Below are 19,523 nucleotides of genomic sequence, written 5' to 3'. Positions count from 1 at the left end.
GATTATGACCGTGCAAATACATTCTGACATAGAAGCAAATGATAAACGAGAATCTTTTAAAAAAGAAGAATCGTTAGAATTGTCTTATATTGAAAGCCAATTATCTGAAATGGGGATTCCATTTACGCCCATTTCTTGGACTGATAGGTTTTTGATTGCAGAGAAATTGCAAAACTATTTTGCAAGAGTAATCGCAAAATTTAGTCACATTAAGCGTAAAAATGGAGAAGAAAGTCAAGCATTAAAAGATAGAAAGTTAAAATGGATAGAACTTCGTGAAAATTATACTTTTTTTGACTTTGCACAAAAACAACAATTGATTTTAAACTTAATGAAAGAGAACAATTATTTATCTACCTTATTATGAAAATAGATATTTCTCCGACTGAATCAGACGAAATATTTAGTGATATTATTTTTGATTATGTTGAATATAAAAAACTCTCTATCCTTGATAATCCCAAAGGAGTAATTTTGGGAGGACAGCCTGGTTCTGGAAAGTCTTATTTGAAAGATGAAGTCATTCAAGAATTTAACGAACATTTTATTTTTATTAGCACAGATGACCTTCGTTTATACCATCCTGCCTATGAGTCGCTCCAACAAAATCCTGAAACTGTACAGAATGCAGCCAATTTAGTCAATCCTTATGCTTCTGCTTGGACGGAAAAGTTAATAAAATACTGCATCGAAAAAAAATATAATCTCATCATTGACAGCACATTGGGTGGGAATGTTGAAGCCAATTATGATACGATTGATATGTTTATGAATAATGGCTTTCAAGTACATCTTAGAGTAATGGCTGTACCTGCAATTATTAGTAAGTTGAGTATATTTCTGCGTTACGAAGACCAATTATCGGATGACGGTTTTGCACGTTGGACACGTATGGAAGACCATGATGATAGATATGAAAAATTAGAAACAAATTTATTGCAGATTATCGGTGCGTATGAATTAAGTTCATTGAAATTATATGGAAGAGTTTTCAACGATAATGAGACAATAAATATTGAATGTGTAGAGAATTGTAGTGAAAAAAATATAAAAATTTGGAGAGGATTTAGATATTTTAGAGAAATTACACTTGATAAAGTCCCTTATCTCATCAATACAAGCAATAAAGTAGGTAATATAATTCAAGAAACGGGACGAAATAAATTCGATTTTGAAATATTTATACAGAAATATTTTTCATTTTTTGATGATTTGAAAAGTGAGAAAAATAAGTTTATACCATTTATTATAGACCTTCTAAAACGAAACGAAAAATAACTCGTGGAGGAAGATTCTGATAATATTCAGTTACCAAATTAATGTAGAAATTAAACAAATCCCAATAAACAATCTTACCCCCAAAATAAATTCAACCAAAAAATGTCAAAAATTAAAGTAGGTGTCGTAGGCACAGGATTTATCGGACCAGCTCATATTGAAGCTCTTCGTCGTCTTCCAAATATTGAAGTTACTGCTCTTTGTGAAGTAAATATTGAATTAGCAACAGCAAAAGCGGCTCAGTTGGGCATCGAACGTCCATGTACGTTTGACCAATTGTTAGCAATGGAAGACATTCAGTGTGTGCATATTTGTACGCCAAACTTCTTGCATTATTCACAGTCAAAAGCGGCTTTATTAGCTGGGAAACACGTTGTTTGTGAAAAACCATTGGCGAAAGACTTGCACGAAGCCGAAGAATTAGTGGCTCTTGCTAAAGAAACAGGTTTAGTAAATGCGGTTCACTTCAACTTGAGATATTATCCATTGGTTCGTCAGATGAAAACCATGCGTGAAAAAGGCGATTTAGGTGATGTTTATTCAATCATCGGGTCTTATTTACAAGATTGGTTGTTCTTTAATACAGATTATAACTGGCGTTTAGAACCAGATAAATCGGGTGATTCTCGTGCCATTGCGGATATTGGCTCGCACTTGATGGATGTAATTGAATACATCACAGGTTTGAAAACGGTAGAAGTAATGGCTGATTTTAATACGGTTCATAAAACTCGTAAAAAACCATTAAAACCCGTTGAAACGTATTCTGGAAAAATGTTACAACCAGAAGATTACGCTGATGTAAATATCAATACAGAAGATACGGCTAACGTTTTATTGCGTTTCGATAATGGAAATAAAGGTTTAGTAACCGTTTCTCAAGTTTCAGCAGGACGTAAGAATCAGTTGAAATTAGAGATTTCGGGTTCAAACAAAACGTTTGCTTTCAACTCAGAAGCACCAAACGAACTTTGGATTGGTAATCGTGATAGCTACAATCAAGTATTAATGCGTGACCCATCGTTGGCATACCCAGAAGCAAGTGCCTTAATGACTTTCCCTGGTGGACACAACGAAGGTTTTCCTGATACGTCAAAACAATTATTCAAAGAAGTTTATGCAGCCGTAGCCGCAGGAAAAATGCCAGAAAACGCTCCATTCCCAACATTTGCAGATGGTTACCGTGAACTGTTAATCTGCGAAAGAATCTTAGATTCACACAGAAGCCAAGGCTGGGTAAAGGTTTAGCATTTAGTGATTTAGTGAATGGTGAAATGATGAACAAGTTTGTATATTTGTTCATCATTTCATTTTAAAGAAAAGCAATTAATTATGAATTGGAAAGAACACATTTCATCGGATTCAGAGATTCTAATGGGTAAACCATCCATCAAAGGAACTCGTTTATCTATAGAATTTTTAATCGGTCGTTTAGCGAATGGTTGGACAGACCAAATGCTTCTTGATAATTACCCAAGACTTACTCAACAAGATTTACAAGCGGTTTTTGCTTATATTCAAGATTGTCTAAGGGATAATTTATTGTATGAAATTAGTATTCCTAAAAATGCTGCCTAATGAAACTTCTCGCCAATGAAAATTTTCCTTATGCAAGTAAAGAAATTCTGGTAAAAATAGGGTTTGATATTATTCATATCGGTCAAGAATGTGCTGGAATTACAGATGAAGAAGTAATGGAATTAGCAATGTCAGAAGAAAGATTAATTTTGACTTTTGACCAAGACTATGGGACATTAATTTTTAAAAATGGGTACAGACCACCTCAGGGCGTTATTTTTTTTCGTTGGGATGAATTTTTACCAAATGAGCCTGCTAATTTTTTAATTGAGCTTTTTAAAAATAAAGAAATTACATACGATAAATTATTTACCGTCATTGACAAAAATAATATTCGTCAAAGAAAATATTAATCAAAACACATGAAAACAATCAAAGGGCCTGCTATATTTTTAGCCCAATTTTTAGATGACAAAGCACCCTTCAATACCCTTGATTCTATTACGGATTGGGTTTCGGGTTTAGGTTATAAAGGTATCCAAATCCCGACTTGGGATGCTCGTGCTATTGACCTTGAAAAAGCGGCAACTTCCAAAACTTACTGTGATGAACTTACAGGGAAGTTAGCTGATAAAGGTTTGCAAATCACCGAGTTATCAACCCACTTGCAAGGACAATTAGTAGCTGTAAATCCTGCTTACGATGCTGGATTTGACGGTTTTGCTCCTGATTCAGTAAAAGGAAATCCAAAAGCTCGTACCGAATGGGCGATTCAACAATTGAAATGGGCGGCACAAGCTTCTCAGAATCTTGGTCTGAAATCTCACGCTACATTTTCGGGTTCTTTACTTTGGCACACGATGTACCCTTGGCCACAAAGACCACAAGGTTTGGTAGATATGGGTTTTACGGAATTAGCCAATCGTTGGTTGCCAATTTTGAATCATTTTGACGAACACGGCGTAGATGTTTGCTACGAAATCCACCCAGGTGAAGATTTGCACGATGGTGAAACGTATGAGATGTTTTTAGAGAAAGTAAACAACCATTCACGTGCTTGTTTATTATACGATCCATCGCATTTTGTATTGCAATGTCTTGATTATCTGCAATATATAGATTTTTATCACGAAAGAATCCGTGCTTTTCACGTTAAAGATGCTGAGTTTAATCCAACAGGAAAACAAGGTGTTTATGGAGGTTATCAGTCGTGGGTAAATCGTGCAGGACGTTTCCGTTCTTTGGGCGATGGTCAAGTAGATTTTGCTTCGATTTTCTCAAAATTAACGCAATACGGTTTCGACGGTTGGGCAGTTATGGAATGGGAATGTGCAATTAAAGACCCCGTTCAAGGAGCTGAAGAAGGAGCACCATTTATTGCTTCTCACATCATCCAAGCGACGTCAAAAGTATTTGATGATTTTGCTGGCGGTGGTGCTGATATTGAATTGAATAAAAGAATATTAGGTTTGTAGAATGGTAGAGACAAGGCAATGCCTTGTCTCTTTTTTGTAATTTTGATATTTTATCTGTCACACCGCAAGACAAGGCAATGGCTTTTCTCTTTTCTTTTGATATTTTATCTGTCACACCGCAAGACAAGGCAATGGCTTTTCTCTTTTCTTTTGATATTTTATCTGTCACACCGCAAGGCGAGGCAATGGCTTGTCTCTTTTTTTGTAATTTTGATATTTTATCTGTCACACCGCAAGACAAGGCAATGCCTTGTCTCTACAAATGTACAAATGTACAAATACATTAAATACGTAAAATTACCAGTATTTGCCACGTTTTTTAACAATCAAATTAACACCTCTGAATAAAATTTGTAGGTGAGCAGTTATTGCACCAGATAAACCAAAATGTTTTTTTAATACTTCGTAACGGTCTAAAAGAGAGCGTTTTAATTGTTGGTTTGAAACCCCACCTGTCAAATATTTTGCTACGACAAAATCTAAATACTGAATTTTTTTCGCACGTTTTAAACATTCAATTTCCCAATCTACATCGGCACTCAAATTATTTGCCATGTACAAGGGAGCAATTGATTTTCGGGCAATAAAGGCTTGGTGACAAACCAACATTCCTAACTTCATGTCTTGCCATTTGAGATTTTTGGGCAAACGATGCGGTGTTATTTCAGAACGTAAACCTTGAATGTTACCATCGTTATCTACAAAATAAGTATCACCGTAAAGTACGTCAGTTTTTTCAGAAATGGCATTGTAAATATGCTCAACGGCTTGATTATCATTAATTTCATCGCCCGCATTCATAAACCAAACAAAATCTCCCGTTGCGGCTTTTAGCCCTTTATTCATGGCATCGTAAAGTCCTTTATCGGGTTCAGAAATTAGTTTATCAACCCGACTTTTGTATTTTTCAGCAATCGCCAAAGTTCCATCTTTTGATTTTCCGTCAATGATGATATATTCAAAATTTTGGTCAGTTTGTGCCAAAATACTTTGAATGGTACGCTCTAAAAATTGTTCAGCGTTGTAGGTTATAGTGATGATTGAAAGTAACAATTAGTTATGAGTTATTAGTTATTAGTTATGAGTTTTTGCCAACGACTCATAAACGCTCTTATACTTTTCAGCGACTACTTTTTCAGAATAATTATCCAATACCTTTTTTCGAGAATTATGGGTAAGTGACTGATAGTCAGACTCAAATAAAGTCCAATGAATTCCTCTGGCAAGGTCTTCAGTAGATTTATATTGAGCTAAATAACCGTTGTTTTCATGTTCAATCATTTCAGGAATTCCGCCTACATCAAAACCCACCGCAGGCGTTCCGCAAGCCATAGATTCCATGATGGTATTAGGCAAGTTTTCTTCCAATGAAGGAATCACAAAAACAGAAGCAGCAGAATAAGCTTGGGCAATTGTTGATAAATCAGAAAGCCGTCCGAGAATATTGACTTTAAATGGAAGTGACTCAAAATCAGAGGCTTCGGCTTGTCCAAAAACAATTATTTCGATGTTTGATGTTTGATGATTGATATTCGGTGTCGAGTCTTCGAGATTCGATAAACGAGCATTTAACATCGACATCGCTTCCGCAAAATACGCAAAACCTTTGCCCACTGCATCCACTCGCATGGCAGCAAAAAGGATATATTTTTTGTCTACCGAAAGTGCAAATTTCTGACGAGCTTTTGCTTTATCAATTGGGTGAAAAACATCAATATCAATGGGATTTGGAATTGATTCTACCCGCACATTTTTGAATAATGAACTTTGTTTTGCCCGATTCCCAAGCCATTGGCTACACGTAATAACGGTAAGATTTGCCCCTTCAAAAGCGTTTGATTTTGCTTGCCAAATTTGATTTGAAAGGTCATTATTGGCAGGATTTTTCAAGAATTTCTCGCAATTACCACAATATTTTTGATAGTTTTCACACGTTCCCGAATGATGACAGCCGCCTGTAAAAGCCCACATATCGTGCAACGTCCATACAATAGGTTTTTGAGTTTTGAAGAGTTTTTGGAGATAATCAATCGAAAGAAAACCAAAGTTTATCCAATGTAAATGAATAATATCTGAGTTTTTAATAATCTGATTATCAGTGATATCCAAGCCAAATTTAGCAGGATTGAAGAGGAAACGTACTTCCTTTGATTTCTCAAAAAAGAAAAAATAAAGCCTTTCTGCAACGAATCGCAAGAAAGCTTTTTTCTTAGCAAACCACGAATTGTTTAACTGAATTACACCTTCCTGACCAGATTTACTTTCTTGTACCAACATTTGTACATCCACATCAGTAGTTGTACGCAAGGCTTTGAGCAAACGACGGCAAGCAATGGCTGCACCGCCCGTAAAATCATCGGTATTTAGTAGGAGAATTTTCAAGGTTTTTAAGGACAAGTTATTTGGTTTCGGACAAAATTGCCCGTATCGTCAATAGTTACACGCCAACAAGTGCCATTTGGAGATTTTAAAATAATACCTCTTGATGGATTTTCCACGTAAACATCGCCATTGGTTACTTGGAGTTTTGCATTTGGAGCAGTTGTTCCAATGCCTACATTTCCCTCACCTGTGATTCGCATACGCTCTGGGGTGTATGGGTCTGAACCAGCTTGAAATGTAATGCCATCGTAATTTAAACCAAAGGTTGTTGGAGGAGTTGACCTCAGAATTAAACCTGATGAATTTCTTGAAATAATTGTTCCACGATTTGCATAAACTTCAAGTGGACTATTGCCAAGACCATAACCAGAACTGGCAAAACCTATTTCTAATTTACCTCCGCTTGTTCCCGAAATATATTCTTGGGTAACGTAGCTATTTGGGTCTAAATTCTTGTAAACTGCAAAAACTCTATCAGCGGGTACTGTATTGATTCTTGAATCGTCTTCAATGTAGATTCTTCTACTGACAGATGCAGTATTAATGCTTAATCTCTGCAAACTTAATGCAGGAGAAATTGATACAGGTTGAATAGTTTGGGCTTTCCCAAAAAACGCAAAGAAAAGCGTTATTGTAGTTACTATTATTTTTTTCATGATATAGATTAGTTAATTTGAAAACCAAAATCCACAATGCCAGAAATAGATGTTGTGTTATCTTCTAAAGTTGGCATTTTAGAAGGCGAGCCAATAAAATTCTGAACATATCCAAAGGCTTGTATTTGAATGTTACCTTTTAATAAAGGATATTTTACATTTCCACCTGTTTTGGGATAAGCATCAAACCAATTATCAGATATGACTGTGACATAATAAGACTTTCCTGCCTCAACACTGGCTTTTGAAATTGCTTGCCAAGCTAAATCACTATTTGTTTGATTAACAGTTGTTTCTGCAAGTTGCTTTTGCTCATTCACATTCCACAAACACATTCTATAACTTCCCTTTTTGGGTAGTTTACAACCCAATTTGGTAATAGAACCACTTACATTTGGTGAAAACCTAAGTCCAAATTCATAAACTCTGGGAGAATTAAGTTGTGTCAATCGTATAGTGTAAGTGCTATCTGCAAGAATACTTGAAAAGGTTGTTTCGTCTGGTATTAGGTTGTTTTTATCATTTTTACACGATAAAAATAATATGGTGTAAAATGATATAACTGCGGATAATAAAATGTAGTTAACTTTTCTGTTCATGATTGTATTTGTTTAATTTTTGTAAAACTTATCTAAAAAATATCCATTCATTGTAGCAAAACTCACTAAATCGTAATTCTTTGTAATTAAAAATTGATAAACTTCATTTTCTTGAATTGTAGATAAATCAAATTTATGTAATTCTACAACGATTAATTTAGGACGATATTTATCGAAATTTAATGATTTTAATACGTTAAAATCGTTTCCTTCAACATCAATTGTAAGTAAATCTATATTTTTATTACTGGGTAAATTCTCATCAAGAATTTTTGTAAGTGTTTCTGTTGTCATTCTGACTTCACTTTCTAAATTCCACTCTTTCTTCCATTCTTTTAAAGTCTTTTCATCAATAGTATTCACCTCGCTTTCCTTAAATTTATAGAATGTTACTTCTTGTTCTACGTCAGAAACTGCTTTTAAGAGTGAAATGTCTTCTGGACGAGCTTTTTTAAATTTACGAATTACATCCTCATTTGCATCAATTGCAATACCTCGCCATCCTTCTAAATACAGCTTGAAAGTATTAGAAATTTTGTAAGGATGATGGCAACCTACATCTACATAAACGCCCTTTTTTACATCTTTTAAAATCCATTGGATGATTATTTCTTCGCCTGTTTGTGAAAAGATAATTTTTCCAAACTTAAATATATATCGTCTTACAAAAGTTAAAATACTAAGTCGTGTAGCATCTATAAAAGGTAATAATTTGAAAAAGTTGAGATATTGACTCATAATAAGGCTTTTGTTAAATACTGACCAATAATAAAACTGTTTTGTAAAGTTAGTTTAAGTATTTTGGATTTAAAATAAAGACCTAAAACACTCAAACCTAATTCTGGATTTGATGTACAAATTTTAGTCCAACGATGAGCCAAAATATATTTTAAGGTTTCTGAGTCATAAATTTTACTTTTTTGATTTTGTTGTTCAAGTTTCAATAACCAAATTTCTGCTTTTTTGATAAATTCTCGGTTCGTTTTTTCTTCTTGTCCAAATCCCAAAAGATAGTGCAATTTGAGTTCTTCAGGGCTTGGTTCAATGCCCAATTTCCTCAATTGCCCTTCATGATTCAGTTTTACGGTACGCATGGCTTTATCGTTTTGGGTAAAGCTAATATTGGTATCATGCACCCGATAATCCACCAAAATGTCTTTTAAAATGGCGATTGGATGATTTTGAGCAATTCTTATCCAAAGTTCATAATCTTCCGTCGGCGGATAATCAAGGTTATAATGTTGGCTTGGTAACATTGATTTTCTGAGCAACACACTTGATTGAACTATATAATTTACAAACAACAGCAAGGCAGGCAAATGTGTATCGGGAATGTAAGATTTGATAAAACCGCCCGTTGGATTTCCGTTATTGTCCACCAGTCTCGCCCATGAAGCCACAAAGGCGTGTTTGGGGTGTTTTTCCAAAAAATCGACTTGTATTTGTAGTCTTTCGGTATGGGCAATGTCGTCTGAATCGAGCCATGCAATAAACTCGCCTTTTGCTTCAGCAATCAATCTATTTCGAGTTTTGGCAAGTCCTTGATTTTGTTCGTTGTGAACTAATCGAATACGTTTGTCTTGGAAAGAATGTACAATATTAACGCTCTCGTCGGTAGAACCATCATTGAGAATGACTAACTCGAAATCTTGAAATGTTTGATTTAAAATGCTCTCAATGGCTTTTCTGATGTATTTCTCAGAATTAAACATGGGCATCAAGACGGAGATTTTGGGCATAATTATTTGATATTATGTAGGGGCGTATCGCATACGCCCGATGGTAAGAATGTGGGTAATCCACGCTGGGCGTATGCGATACGCCCCTACGAGATTAACATTATTTAATTTTTTTCCCCAGACGAATTAACGGTTTTTCAAGCCATGAATATATTAAAAAGCTAACGAAAACGGTAACTAAAAGGGCAATTACAAAGAATGTTTGCGGAGGAATTTCAATATAATCACCCAAAAATTGACGAAGTTCTAAAAATACAATGGGGTGAATCAGGTAAACACCGTAGGAAATTTCGCCTAAAGTAGTTAATGGCTTTTCGATGAAAATGGGTAATGGTACATCCAATGTAAAAATGAAATAACAAATAGCAATTGACAAAAGCGAAAATACGATTCTGTTATTTCCCGAAATTAAAACCGTTTGTTGCCCAACCGCAGGATAAATCACAAATAAGCCAATAATCAGGAAGAGAACAAGGTAATTTAACACTTGGTGTTGTTTGAAAAAAAGCGTTGTATCGACCATTTTTCCAAGACCAATGCCTGCTATAAAAAAGAAAATTTGATTGAATGGATTGGTATAAGTCAGCCATTGTACGGTCATACTTGAAGTATTATTTAGCAAGAAAAAAGCGAAAAAAATACTAATGGAAATACTCCAAATTACCGTTAAAGAGAAATATTTTTTATTGCTTGAAAGCCAAATTAACAAAGGGAAAAAGGCGTAAAATACCAATTCATTACCGATTGACCAGCCGCCCGTCGTTAAAGATTTGCTATTGATAAAGGCAAATAAACCCGTAAAATTCCAAAAAATATCCGTTTTTGTAGCAGGGGTTTCCAAGAAGTAAATACTGCTCAGACAAGCTAACCAATAAAGCGGATAAATTCGGAATATTCGTTTGATGAAAAATGATTTGAGGGCTTTTGAATCTTGCATTTTGTCGTGGTAAACCAAATACATAGTTAAGCCACTCAGAACAAAAAAAATCGAAACCCCATAAAGACCAATACGCCCCAAAAAGGAATCAGCCATATAAGCTTCGCCTCTGTTTGTCCATATCGAAAAATGATAGAACATAATGGCGAAGGCGGTTAAACCTCGAAGAATATCTAAAGATTTTAGTCGGTTCATCGAATGACTTTTTTCAGCAATCCATCTACCAATTGATTTACATCCGATGAGATTTTGGTGAAATAAATAGCACCTCCAAAGAGTATTGATACGATTAGTGAACGAATAGGTGTATCAATCATAAAACTTGGAATACTACCAATAGCAGGGAAAGTTGGAATCATTATGGTGAAGCCAAAAACCAATGTGGCAATGATGATAACGGCGATATTTTTCAATGAAAAAGGAAACATTCCGAAGGCAACCCAAACAAAAATCGTTCTGAAAACATTAAAAATGAGGATAATAGAAGCCGTAGCGATGGCACTTCCCGTAATTCCGTAAATAGGAATCAACCATTGATTCATCAACCAAGTGCCAACGATGAGGAAAACCATAAAAATAACATCGTAAAAATAGTATTTTGAGGTTTGGAGAATAAGCCCATTCAAACCCGTAGCCATGTCAAAAAGTTTGCCCAAACCAATCCAGATTACCACCCATTTGCCTGCTTGGTATGCAGGTAAAATTTCAAAAACATTGTGCAAATTTGTTACAATACCAATGAATAAAAAACTACCGATGATAAGCAAAGTCAAACAGCTTTTTTCATAAACATCCTTGATGGTTTTTAAGTCATTATTTTTCCAAGCTTCCGCAATAATTGCTCCACCAATTCTCGAAATATGCGTTGTGGGTGTAAAAATCACCGTTCCAAACATCATCATGGTTGAATAAATACCATTAGCATCAAGATTTATGATGGAGGTTACTTGAAGTTGGTCGAGATAAATAACCACCTGCGACGTAAAGCCCGATAAGAACGTTAAACTGCTTAAACTGACAAATTCCTTTCTGATTTTATTCGTCCAAAAACCTTTGATGGGTTCAAAGAAAAAGTTGCCTTGTTGCCAAACCCTCAATGCCATGAAAACCGTCGGTAAACATAAACCGATGCAATAAGCCGCTACAAAACCTTTGAAATCAACGAATTTGAAGAGGTACAAAATAATGGCAATGAATAGAAAAACTCTTTGTCCAAATTCCCTCAGAAACGTTCCCGAAACGGTATCGTAAAGTACACGAGCATAATTATCAAAAACCAAAAAGAAGACCCCAAAAATAGTGAGGGGAAATATCCAAAATAAATATTCTCGGAGTAAAGGAGAAGCTTTTACGTTGAGTAAATTCAGGACAAACTCGTAATTGATGGCAAAAGTGCCAAGCGTGATGCACAAACCCACAAAGGAAACCACACAAGCCCAAAACAAATAACCATTGTGTTGCCTTTCGGGACTTCTGAAATAGGGGAACAGTCGCCCACCTGCGGCATTAAATCCCAAATTGGAAACTTGAGCCAACAATACCATAATTGAAACCAATAGTCTTACCAAGCCCACTTCTGCCTCGGTCAATACTTTGGGCATTAAAAGTGCCGTAGTAATAAAGCCCAGAGCAATTCCCGTATAAGCGTAAATTGAACTTTTTATGGTTTGTTTAATAATAATTCCCATTCAATGATTTTGTTATCGAACCTGTTTTAAACTTTCTGTTTTGAGGTATAAAGTATTGGATTTTTGAAGGATTCTAAAAGACTTAGTTTTAACCGAAAGAGAAAGTTTAAAGCAGGTTCATTTTTACAAAATTAGGTTGAGTTTGGCAAATTGGTATAATAATAGGTAATTTTATGCTTGGAAATCTTCCCTAATCATTAATCCGCTAATCCCTTGATTCAACGTATTCTTAATATTCAACGCTTTTTTGAGCAATTATTTGATAGTATTTCTTCGATATTAAAGGTAATTATCTGGTCGAAATTCAGCGTATCTCATCCGCCAATTCAATCCGAAAGTTGTGTTATTTTGGGAAATGGACCTTCATTGAAAGATTCTATGGAAAATCACAAGGATTTTATTTTGCAATCGGATATTCTTTGTGTGAACCTTTTTGCTATTTCTGATTATTATACGCAACTCAAACCGAATAATTATTTATTGTTGGATGAAGCGTTTATTAATCCAAATCATGAAAGAGCAAGCCAAGCTATTGAGTATTTAGTGAAAGATACGACTTGGAAAATCAACGTTTTTATTCCTTATAAATTTAAAAAGTCAGCTTATTTCCAAGATAAATTCTCTCAAAATCAATTTATCAATCCCGTTTATTTCAATTATGTTATCTTTGGCGGGTTCGATTGGCTTCGTCTTTGGATATATAAAAAAGATTGGGGAATGCCCCAAAGTCAGAATGTTTTGATTGCTTCTGTTTTTAGATGTATCAATTTAGGCTATAAAAAAATCTATCTTTTGGGGGCAGACCATACTTGGCACGAGTCGATAAGATTGGATGAAAATAACGAAATTATTGCCGACGATTCTCATTTTTACGGCAATAAAACGTACCAAATAAATCAGTTAGTTAGTCTGGAAGAATCGTATATGGCACGTCAGTTTTTGTCATTGCATAAGGCTTTTAAAGGTTATGAGGTCTTGGCGAGATACGCTAAATGTCGAGGAACGAAGGTGCTAAATGCCAGCAAACGCAGCTATATTGATGTTTTTGAAAAAATTAAATTATTTTAATTGTTTAACGCTGTCAGGGTTCAAAACCCTGACAGCGTTAAAACTGGAATTAATGTATAACGGGTACATAAATAATGGATTTACAAAATAAAAAAGTGTTAGTAACGGGTGCGGATGGATTCATCGGTAGTCATTTAGTTGAAAAACTCATAGCAGAAGGCTGTCAAGTAACGGCTTTTGTGTATTATAATTCTTTCAATTCGTGGGGTTGGTTAGACTCACTTCCGAAGGAAACTTTACAGAAAATCGAAGTCATCACGGGTGATATTCGTGACCCACACGGTGTGAAAAACGCCATGAAAGGCATCGAAGTAGTTTTCCATTTAGCCGCACTTATTGCCATTCCATACAGCTATCACTCGCCCGATACGTACATTGATACCAACGTAAAAGGTACATTGAATATCGTACAAGCGGCTCGTGAATTAGGTACGGAAAGAGTTTTAGTAACCTCAACGTCAGAGGTTTACGGAACGGCGATGTATGTGCCAATTGATGAAAAACATCCGAGACAAGGACAGTCGCCCTATTCTGCCACCAAAATTGGAGCAGATGCGATGGCAGATTCGTTTTATAGAAGTTTTAATGTGCCAATTAGCATTGTGCGTCCGTTTAATACCTACGGTCCACGTCAGTCGGCAAGGGCAGTTATTCCAACGATTATTACCCAATTATTAAACGGAAAAACCGATATAAAATTAGGTTCATTACACCCAACTCGTGATTTGTTGTTTGTAAAAGATACTGCAAAAGGTTTTATTGAAATTGCAAAATCAGACAAAACAATCGGGCATGAGGTAAATATCGCTATGCAAGAAGAAATCACGATTGGCGATTTGGCTCAAAATATCATTAATCAAATCAATCCTGATGCAAAAATCATTACGGACGAAATCAGATTAAGACCCGAAAAGAGTGAAGTAGAAAGATTATTTGGTTCAAACCAAAAAATCAAAGAATTAACCAATTGGAAGCCTGATTATACGCTCGAAAGTGGTATTGCCGAAACGATTCAGTGGTTTTCTAACAAAGCAAACCTTTCACAGTACAAAGCAGACATTTATAATATATGATTCCTCTTTCAGTCCCCAACCTTGCTGGCAATGAGTGGGAATACATCAAAGATTGTTTAGATACCAACTGGGTTTCTTCGGTTGGGAGCTACGTCAATCGCTTTGAACAAGCCTTAGCTGATTTCACAGGGGCAAAATATGCCATTGCCACCTCAAACGGAACATCGGCTTTGCATATCGGATTGCAACTGTCAGGCGTAAAACAAGGCGATTTAGTCATTGTACCTAATATTACCTTTGTCGCAACTGCCAATGCCGTAAAATACACAGGAGCAAGTCCACTTTTGATAGACATTGACACCGATACTTGGCAAATTGATTTAGATTTATTAGAAAACTTTCTGAGTAATAATACGAAAGTTATTGACGGCGAAACTTATCATACTGACAATCAAAAGCGTATCAAAGCTATTATGCCCGTACACGTATTGGGCAATATGTGCGATATGGAAAGATTAATGGAAATTGCCAATCGCTTTCATTTACAGGTAATTGAAGATTCTACGGAAGCATTAGGAAGCACTTTCAATGGCAAACACGCAGGTACTTTTGGGTTGTTTGGAACGAGTAGTTTCAACGGAAATAAAATTATCACAACGGGTGGCGGAGGAATGATTTTGACCAATGATGAAAACTTGGCAAAACGTGCTAAACACATCACAACGACTGCCAAAGCCGATGCTTACGAGTATTTTCATGACGAAGTAGGTTATAATTATCGTTTGGTGAATATTTTGGCGGCAATGGGCGTGGCTCAAATGGAACAATTACCAGCTTTTTTGATTAGAAAAAAAGCAATTGCTGATTTGTACAATGCCGAATTATTGAAAATTGAAGGCATTATTCCACAAAAAATCACGGATGGCGTTCAAGCAAATCATTGGTTATATACGGTGAAAGCTCCTCGACAAAAAGAATTATTGACATTTTTGGGAGAAAACGGTATTCAGGCTCGTCCATTTTGGGTACCCATGAACCGCTTACCATTTATGTCGGAAGAAATATATATCACCGAAAACGACGTAGCAGGCAATATTTACGGACAATGCGTAAGTTTGCCTTGTTCAACCAATATTACCGATTCGGAAGTCTTAGAAGTGATAAGATTGATACAACAATTTTATGGTGTATGAAAAAACTCATTTTAGTTGGCGGTGGAGGTCACTGTAAATCCTGTATAGACGTAATTGAATCAACGAAGGAATATCAAATTGTCGGTATTTTAGAAAAAAATACGGATAATCAAACCCATATTTTAGGTTATCCAATTCTCGGAAATGACGATTTAATTCCAACATTAGCCAATGAAGGATATGAATTTTTAATTACCGTTGGACAAATAAAATCGCCAGATATTAGAATCAAAATATTCGATTTTATTAAAAAATCAGGAGGAAGATTGGCAACAATTATTGCTTCTACGGCTTATGTTTCTCAATACGCTAAAATTGGTGAAGGCTCAATTATTATGCACCAAGCGTTTGTCAATGCGGAGGTAACAGTTGGGCGAAATTGTTTGATTAATACCAAAGCAATATTAGAACATGAAGTAAAAGTCGGCAATAATTGTCATATTTCCGTAAATGCCGTTTTGAATGGAGCGGTAATTATTCATGATAATTGTTTTGTAGGAAGTAGTGCTGTTTTGTACCAATGCGTGTCAATTATGCCCAATACGTTGATTGGGGCGGGTTCTGTTGTTAGCAAGTCGTTGAAAAGCGAAGGCGTTTATGTCGGCAACCCTTTAAAGAAAATTGGATAAATGAAACATACAATCATTATTGCAGAAGCAGGAGTAAATCATAATGGGGATATTGATTTGGCAAAAAAGCTAATTGACGAAGCCCACGAAGCAGGGGTTGATTACGTAAAATTTCAAACCTTCAAAGCTTCAAATATTGTTAGTAAAAATGCCCAAAAAGCATCTTACCAAAAAAATCAAACGGATGCCAACGAAACCCAGTGGCAAATGTTAAATCGTTTAGAATTAAATGAAGCATCACACGATGTTTTATTGAAATATTGTGCAACAAAGCCAATCAAATTTCTTTCAACGCCATTCGATTTAGAAAGTATTGATTTACTCAAAAATATTGGAATTACATTAGGGAAAATTCCTTCGGGAGAAATTACTAATTTACCTTATTTACGTAAAATGGCTCAAAATTTCGAGCAAATTATTATGTCGTCGGGCATGGCAAATTTGCAAGAAGTAGAAGAGGCAATACAGGTACTTTTACAATCAGGTACAAAGAAAGACAATATTACGGTGCTACATTGCAATACCGAATATCCAACGCCCATGCAAGATGTCAATTTGCTTGCAATGAATACGATTCGGGAGAAATTGGGCGTAAAAATTGGTTATTCAGACCATACTTTGGGCATTGAAGTACCTATTGCGGCGGTAGCTTTGGGAGCAACAGTTATTGAAAAACACTTCACGCTTGATAAAAATATGGAAGGTCCCGACCATCAAGCAAGTTTAGAGCCGCAGGAATTAAAAGCAATGGTGAGAGCCATTAGAAATATCGAAAATGCCATTGCTGGGTCGGGAATGAAGGAAACTTCTGCGTCAGAACGTAAAAATATGGTCATTGCTCGCAAAAGTATTTTGGCTGCCAAAAACATTAAAAAAGGTGAAATTTTTGACGAAAATAATCTGATTGTAAAACGCCCAGGAGACGGGATTAGTCCAATGAAATGGGATACCGTCATTGGCAAAGTAGCCGTGAGAGATTTTCAAGCGGATGAATTGATAGAATTGTGAAAAAAATTTGTGTCATAACGGGTACTCGTGCCGAATACGGATTGCTTTCGCCTTTGATGAAAGCAGTACAAAATGATGATGCTTTTTGTTTACAGATTTTAGTAACTGGAATGCACTTATCGCCAGACTTTGGTTTGACTTATCAACAAATTGAAAAAGATGGTTTTGAGATACATCAAAAAGTAGATATGCAACTCCATTCGGATACGCCCAAAGGAATTGTAAAATCAATGGGCGTTGGAATGATTGGATTTGCAGATGCTTTGGAGACGTTAAAGCCCGATTGGATTGTCATTTTGGGTGACCGCTACGAAGCTTTTGCCGTAGCTGCGAGTGCTTATTTAATGAAAATTCCAATTATTCATTTACACGGCGGCGAACTGACTGAAGGTGCAACTGATGATGCTTTGAGGCATTCTATTTCCAAAATGTCGTTTCTACATTTCACCTCAACTGAAGCGTATAGAAAACGAGTAATTCAGTTAGGCGAATCGCCAGAAAGAGTTTTTGATGTGGGAGCAATAGGAATTGATAACATTGTGAAAATGGAATTGTTACCTCGTGACGTTCTGAGTACATCAGTTAATTTTGATTTAAACAAACCGTATTTTTTGGTTACTTTTCATCCTGTAACCTTAGAAAGCCAATCTTCTGAAAGTCAGTTTCAAACATTGTTGGATTCTCTTGATGAATTTCCTGATTTTCAGGTGCTGATAACATTACCCAACTCCGACGCAGACGGCAGAATCATCATCAAAATGATTCAAGAATATGCTCAACAGAATCCCGAAAGAGTTTCTGTTCATACCAGTTTGGGACAATTACGGTATTTGTCGGCCATTAAATATGCTTCGGTGGTGATTGGAAACTCGTCCAGCGGAGTGATTGAAGTGCCATCATTTAAAGTACCAACCGTCAATATTGGCGACCGTCAGAAGGGAAGAGCAAGTGCCAAAACAGTAATTGATTGTGAAACCACTCAGGAAGAAGTTACGGAAGCCATCAATAAAGCCATTTCGCCCGAATTTCAAGCGTTTTGCCAAACCGTTGAAAATATTTACGGACAAGGAAATACAACTGAGCAAATTATAGAAATACTGAAACGATTTCAAGGAGAAATTAATCTGAAAAAATCTTTTTACGATTTGTAAAACATTAAATAGCTAAAATTGAGCATCATTTTCAATGAACTTTCAAAAATATCTAATCAGCCATAAAACTACCGCCCGTGAGGCACTCAGAAAGTTAGATTCTGAAGCAAAAGGAATCGTCGCTCCTGTGTTGTTTGTTCATGATTCGGACGAAAAAATTGTAGGTTCATTGACCGACGGAGATATTCGGAGAGGACTAATTAATAACCTCGGTATTGATGATTTGGTAGAGAATTTTATGTTCTCAAACTTTAGATATTTTACTAATGATAAATTCCCAAAGGCTGAAATACAGGCCTTTAAAGCTCGCAATATTCGTTTTATTCCTGTTTTAGACGATACAAAGAAATTGATTCAAGTGCTTGATTTACAGAATAATCGAGCCAATATTCCTGCCAGTGCCGTTATCATGGCGGGTGGACGTGGCGAGCGTTTAATGCCCCTGACCAATGGCACGCCAAAACCTATGCTCAAAGTAGGAGGGAAGCCCATTATTGAGTATAATATTGAGCATTTGGTACGTCATGGCATTACGGATATTACCATTTCTATACGTTATTTAGGAGACCAACTAATTGATTTTTTTGGCGATGGCTCGGCTCATCAAGCTAATATAAAATACATTACCGAAGACAAACCACTCGGAACAATTGGGGCATTGAAAGACATTAAATCTTTTGATCAAGAAACCATTTTAGTGATGAATTCTGACCTGTTGACTAATGTAGATTTTGAACAATTACATGAAGCTTTCTTGAGTGAATCGGCAGATATGGCAGTGGCAACTATCCCGTATGATGTCAATATTCCGTATGCCGTCATGGAATTGGAAAATGGCAATATTGTCAAGAGTTTCAAGGAAAAGCCGAAATATACTTACTATTCTAACGCTGGAATTTATCTATTTAAGCAAGAACTTATTAATCTAATTCCTGAAAATCAGAAGTATGATGCAACGGATTTAATGAATGAAGTGGTGGCTTCGGGCAGAAAACTGATTGCCGAGCCTATTTTGAGTTATTGGTTAGATATTGGTAGAATGGAAGATTTTTACAAAGCTCAAGAAGACATAAAACATTTAAGATTCTGATGAAACGCCTATCTCAAAAAATCAATTCTAAGAGATGATATAGCGTTCCGACTGTGCGTCCCAATCGTGAACCATTGAAAATAACTGAACATTATAATC

The 19,523-nt window shown here is 35.8% G+C and carries 22 protein-coding genes; 14 read left to right on the top strand and 8 right to left on the bottom strand.

Annotation, left to right across the window (positions count from 1 at the left end):
* The first annotated feature begins 4 nt into the window (after positions 1–4).
* The 7 genes from VB796_RS09120 to VB796_RS09090 all read left to right on the top strand — a co-directional run bounded on the left by VB796_RS09120 (position 5) and on the right by VB796_RS09090 (position 4,558).
* Positions 5–367: a hypothetical protein gene (locus tag VB796_RS09120; protein WP_323346220.1), complete on the top strand. Its 363-nt coding sequence runs from the start codon at positions 5–7 to the stop codon at positions 365–367.
* Positions 364–1,278 carry a zeta toxin family protein gene (locus VB796_RS09115; RefSeq protein ID WP_323346219.1) on the top strand — a complete coding sequence of 305 codons (915 nt, stop codon included), beginning with the start codon at positions 364–366 and terminating at the stop codon, positions 1,276–1,278. The genes VB796_RS09120 and VB796_RS09115 overlap by 4 nt, the downstream gene beginning before the upstream one ends.
* 102 nt (positions 1,279–1,380) lie before the next feature.
* Complete coding sequence (locus tag VB796_RS09110) at positions 1,381–2,526, top strand: Gfo/Idh/MocA family oxidoreductase (RefSeq protein ID WP_323346218.1); 1,146 nt, start codon at positions 1,381–1,383, stop codon at positions 2,524–2,526.
* 84 nt (positions 2,527–2,610) lie between these two features.
* A complete protein-coding gene (locus tag VB796_RS09105; protein WP_323346217.1) occupies positions 2,611–2,856 on the top strand; it encodes a DUF433 domain-containing protein in 246 nt (81 codons plus the stop codon).
* Positions 2,856–3,209, top strand: a complete 354-nt coding sequence (locus VB796_RS09100) for a DUF5615 family PIN-like protein (RefSeq protein WP_323346216.1) — start codon at positions 2,856–2,858, stop codon at positions 3,207–3,209. Before VB796_RS09105 ends, VB796_RS09100 begins: the two co-directional genes overlap by 1 nt.
* Before the next feature lie 9 nt (positions 3,210–3,218).
* A complete protein-coding gene (locus tag VB796_RS09095) occupies positions 3,219–4,271 on the top strand; it encodes a sugar phosphate isomerase/epimerase (RefSeq protein ID WP_323346215.1) in 1,053 nt (350 codons plus the stop codon).
* A gap of 77 nt (positions 4,272–4,348) precedes the next feature.
* Positions 4,349–4,558, top strand: coding sequence for a hypothetical protein (locus VB796_RS09090; protein WP_323346214.1), 210 nt, complete (start codon positions 4,349–4,351; stop codon positions 4,556–4,558).
* Between the two features lie 10 nt (positions 4,559–4,568).
* Here the strand turns inward: VB796_RS09090 and VB796_RS09085 are convergent, their stop codons facing one another.
* From VB796_RS09085 to VB796_RS09050, 8 genes are all read right to left on the bottom strand, one after another.
* Complete coding sequence (locus VB796_RS09085) at positions 4,569–5,324, bottom strand: glycosyltransferase family 2 protein (RefSeq protein ID WP_323346213.1); 756 nt, start codon at positions 5,322–5,324, stop codon at positions 4,569–4,571.
* A 21-nt stretch (positions 5,325–5,345) separates the two neighbouring features.
* Complete coding sequence (locus VB796_RS09080; RefSeq protein ID WP_323346212.1) at positions 5,346–6,653, bottom strand: glycosyltransferase family 4 protein; 1,308 nt, start codon at positions 6,651–6,653, stop codon at positions 5,346–5,348.
* A gap of 5 nt (positions 6,654–6,658) precedes the next feature.
* Entirely contained in the window at positions 6,659–7,309 is a 651-nt protein-coding gene (locus VB796_RS09075) for a hypothetical protein (RefSeq protein ID WP_323346211.1), read from the bottom strand.
* Positions 7,310–7,317: 8 nt separating this feature from the next.
* Positions 7,318–7,908, bottom strand: a complete 591-nt coding sequence (locus VB796_RS09070) for a hypothetical protein (RefSeq protein WP_323346210.1) — start codon at positions 7,906–7,908, stop codon at positions 7,318–7,320.
* 12 nt (positions 7,909–7,920) lie between these two features.
* The gene (locus tag VB796_RS09065; protein ID WP_323346209.1) at positions 7,921–8,646 is read right to left on the bottom strand and encodes an FkbM family methyltransferase; all 726 of its coding nucleotides are present in this window, start codon (positions 8,644–8,646) and stop codon (positions 7,921–7,923) included.
* Complete coding sequence (locus VB796_RS09060) at positions 8,643–9,647, bottom strand: glycosyltransferase family 2 protein (RefSeq protein ID WP_323346208.1); 1,005 nt, start codon at positions 9,645–9,647, stop codon at positions 8,643–8,645. The genes VB796_RS09065 and VB796_RS09060 overlap by 4 nt, the downstream gene beginning before the upstream one ends.
* Positions 9,648–9,747: 100 nt before the next feature.
* Positions 9,748–10,779: an acyltransferase gene (locus VB796_RS09055; RefSeq protein WP_323346207.1), complete on the bottom strand. Its 1,032-nt coding sequence runs from the start codon at positions 10,777–10,779 to the stop codon at positions 9,748–9,750.
* The gene (locus VB796_RS09050; protein ID WP_323346206.1) at positions 10,776–12,272 is read right to left on the bottom strand and encodes a lipopolysaccharide biosynthesis protein; all 1,497 of its coding nucleotides are present in this window, start codon (positions 12,270–12,272) and stop codon (positions 10,776–10,778) included. Before VB796_RS09050 ends, VB796_RS09055 begins: the two co-directional genes overlap by 4 nt.
* Positions 12,273–12,485: 213 nt before the next feature.
* Here VB796_RS09050 and VB796_RS09045 point away from each other — a divergent pair, with 213 nt between their 5' ends.
* From VB796_RS09045 to VB796_RS09015, 7 genes are all read left to right on the top strand, one after another.
* Positions 12,486–13,340 carry a hypothetical protein gene (locus tag VB796_RS09045; protein WP_323346205.1) on the top strand — a complete coding sequence of 285 codons (855 nt, stop codon included), beginning with the start codon at positions 12,486–12,488 and terminating at the stop codon, positions 13,338–13,340.
* A 74-nt stretch (positions 13,341–13,414) separates the two neighbouring features.
* A complete protein-coding gene (locus VB796_RS09040; RefSeq protein WP_323346204.1) occupies positions 13,415–14,413 on the top strand; it encodes an NAD-dependent 4,6-dehydratase LegB in 999 nt (332 codons plus the stop codon).
* Entirely contained in the window at positions 14,410–15,546 is a 1,137-nt protein-coding gene (locus VB796_RS09035; RefSeq protein WP_323346203.1) for a LegC family aminotransferase, read from the top strand. The genes VB796_RS09040 and VB796_RS09035 overlap by 4 nt, the downstream gene beginning before the upstream one ends.
* Positions 15,543–16,175 (top strand): acetyltransferase, encoded by a 633-nt coding sequence (locus tag VB796_RS09030; protein ID WP_323346202.1) that lies wholly within the window; start codon positions 15,543–15,545, stop codon positions 16,173–16,175. The genes VB796_RS09035 and VB796_RS09030 overlap by 4 nt, the downstream gene beginning before the upstream one ends.
* A complete protein-coding gene (neuB, locus tag VB796_RS09025; RefSeq protein WP_323346201.1) occupies positions 16,176–17,183 on the top strand; it encodes an N-acetylneuraminate synthase in 1,008 nt (335 codons plus the stop codon).
* Complete coding sequence (gene neuC, locus VB796_RS09020; RefSeq protein ID WP_323346200.1) at positions 17,180–18,334, top strand: UDP-N-acetylglucosamine 2-epimerase; 1,155 nt, start codon at positions 17,180–17,182, stop codon at positions 18,332–18,334. Before neuB ends, neuC begins: the two co-directional genes overlap by 4 nt.
* Before the next feature lie 34 nt (positions 18,335–18,368).
* Complete coding sequence (locus VB796_RS09015) at positions 18,369–19,424, top strand: nucleotidyltransferase family protein (protein WP_323346199.1); 1,056 nt, start codon at positions 18,369–18,371, stop codon at positions 19,422–19,424.
* Positions 19,425–19,523 lie beyond the last annotated feature (99 nt).

This window comes from Arcicella sp. LKC2W (genome assembly GCF_034931005.1).
Classification (GTDB): domain Bacteria; phylum Bacteroidota; class Bacteroidia; order Cytophagales; family Spirosomataceae; genus Arcicella.
The sequence above is the reverse complement of the archived record's forward strand: the minus strand, read 5'-3'. Positions and strand labels throughout refer to the sequence as shown.

Excerpts from the sequence above, each read along its gene's own strand:
- VB796_RS09120 (WP_323346220.1), top strand. The coding sequence starts at position 5 with ATGACCGTGCAAATACATTCTGACATAGAAGCAAATGATAAACGAGAA.
- VB796_RS09115 (WP_323346219.1), top strand. The coding sequence starts at position 364 with ATGAAAATAGATATTTCTCCGACTGAATCAGACGAAATATTTAGTGAT.
- VB796_RS09110 (WP_323346218.1), top strand. The coding sequence starts at position 1,381 with ATGTCAAAAATTAAAGTAGGTGTCGTAGGCACAGGATTTATCGGACCA.
- VB796_RS09105 (WP_323346217.1), top strand. The coding sequence starts at position 2,611 with ATGAATTGGAAAGAACACATTTCATCGGATTCAGAGATTCTAATGGGT.
- VB796_RS09100 (WP_323346216.1), top strand. The coding sequence starts at position 2,856 with ATGAAACTTCTCGCCAATGAAAATTTTCCTTATGCAAGTAAAGAAATT.
- VB796_RS09095 (WP_323346215.1), top strand. The coding sequence starts at position 3,219 with ATGAAAACAATCAAAGGGCCTGCTATATTTTTAGCCCAATTTTTAGAT.
- VB796_RS09090 (WP_323346214.1), top strand. The coding sequence starts at position 4,349 with ATGGCTTTTCTCTTTTCTTTTGATATTTTATCTGTCACACCGCAAGAC.
- VB796_RS09075 (WP_323346211.1), bottom strand. The coding sequence starts at position 7,309 with ATGAAAAAAATAATAGTAACTACAATAACGCTTTTCTTTGCGTTTTTT.
- VB796_RS09070 (WP_323346210.1), bottom strand. The coding sequence starts at position 7,908 with ATGAACAGAAAAGTTAACTACATTTTATTATCCGCAGTTATATCATTT.
- VB796_RS09065 (WP_323346209.1), bottom strand. The coding sequence starts at position 8,646 with ATGAGTCAATATCTCAACTTTTTCAAATTATTACCTTTTATAGATGCT.
- VB796_RS09060 (WP_323346208.1), bottom strand. The coding sequence starts at position 9,647 with ATGCCCAAAATCTCCGTCTTGATGCCCATGTTTAATTCTGAGAAATAC.
- VB796_RS09055 (WP_323346207.1), bottom strand. The coding sequence starts at position 10,779 with ATGAACCGACTAAAATCTTTAGATATTCTTCGAGGTTTAACCGCCTTC.
- VB796_RS09050 (WP_323346206.1), bottom strand. The coding sequence starts at position 12,272 with ATGGGAATTATTATTAAACAAACCATAAAAAGTTCAATTTACGCTTAT.
- VB796_RS09040 (WP_323346204.1), top strand. The coding sequence starts at position 13,415 with ATGGATTTACAAAATAAAAAAGTGTTAGTAACGGGTGCGGATGGATTC.
- VB796_RS09035 (WP_323346203.1), top strand. The coding sequence starts at position 14,410 with ATGATTCCTCTTTCAGTCCCCAACCTTGCTGGCAATGAGTGGGAATAC.
- VB796_RS09030 (WP_323346202.1), top strand. The coding sequence starts at position 15,543 with ATGAAAAAACTCATTTTAGTTGGCGGTGGAGGTCACTGTAAATCCTGT.
- neuB (WP_323346201.1), top strand. The coding sequence starts at position 16,176 with ATGAAACATACAATCATTATTGCAGAAGCAGGAGTAAATCATAATGGG.
- VB796_RS09015 (WP_323346199.1), top strand. The coding sequence starts at position 18,369 with ATGAACTTTCAAAAATATCTAATCAGCCATAAAACTACCGCCCGTGAG.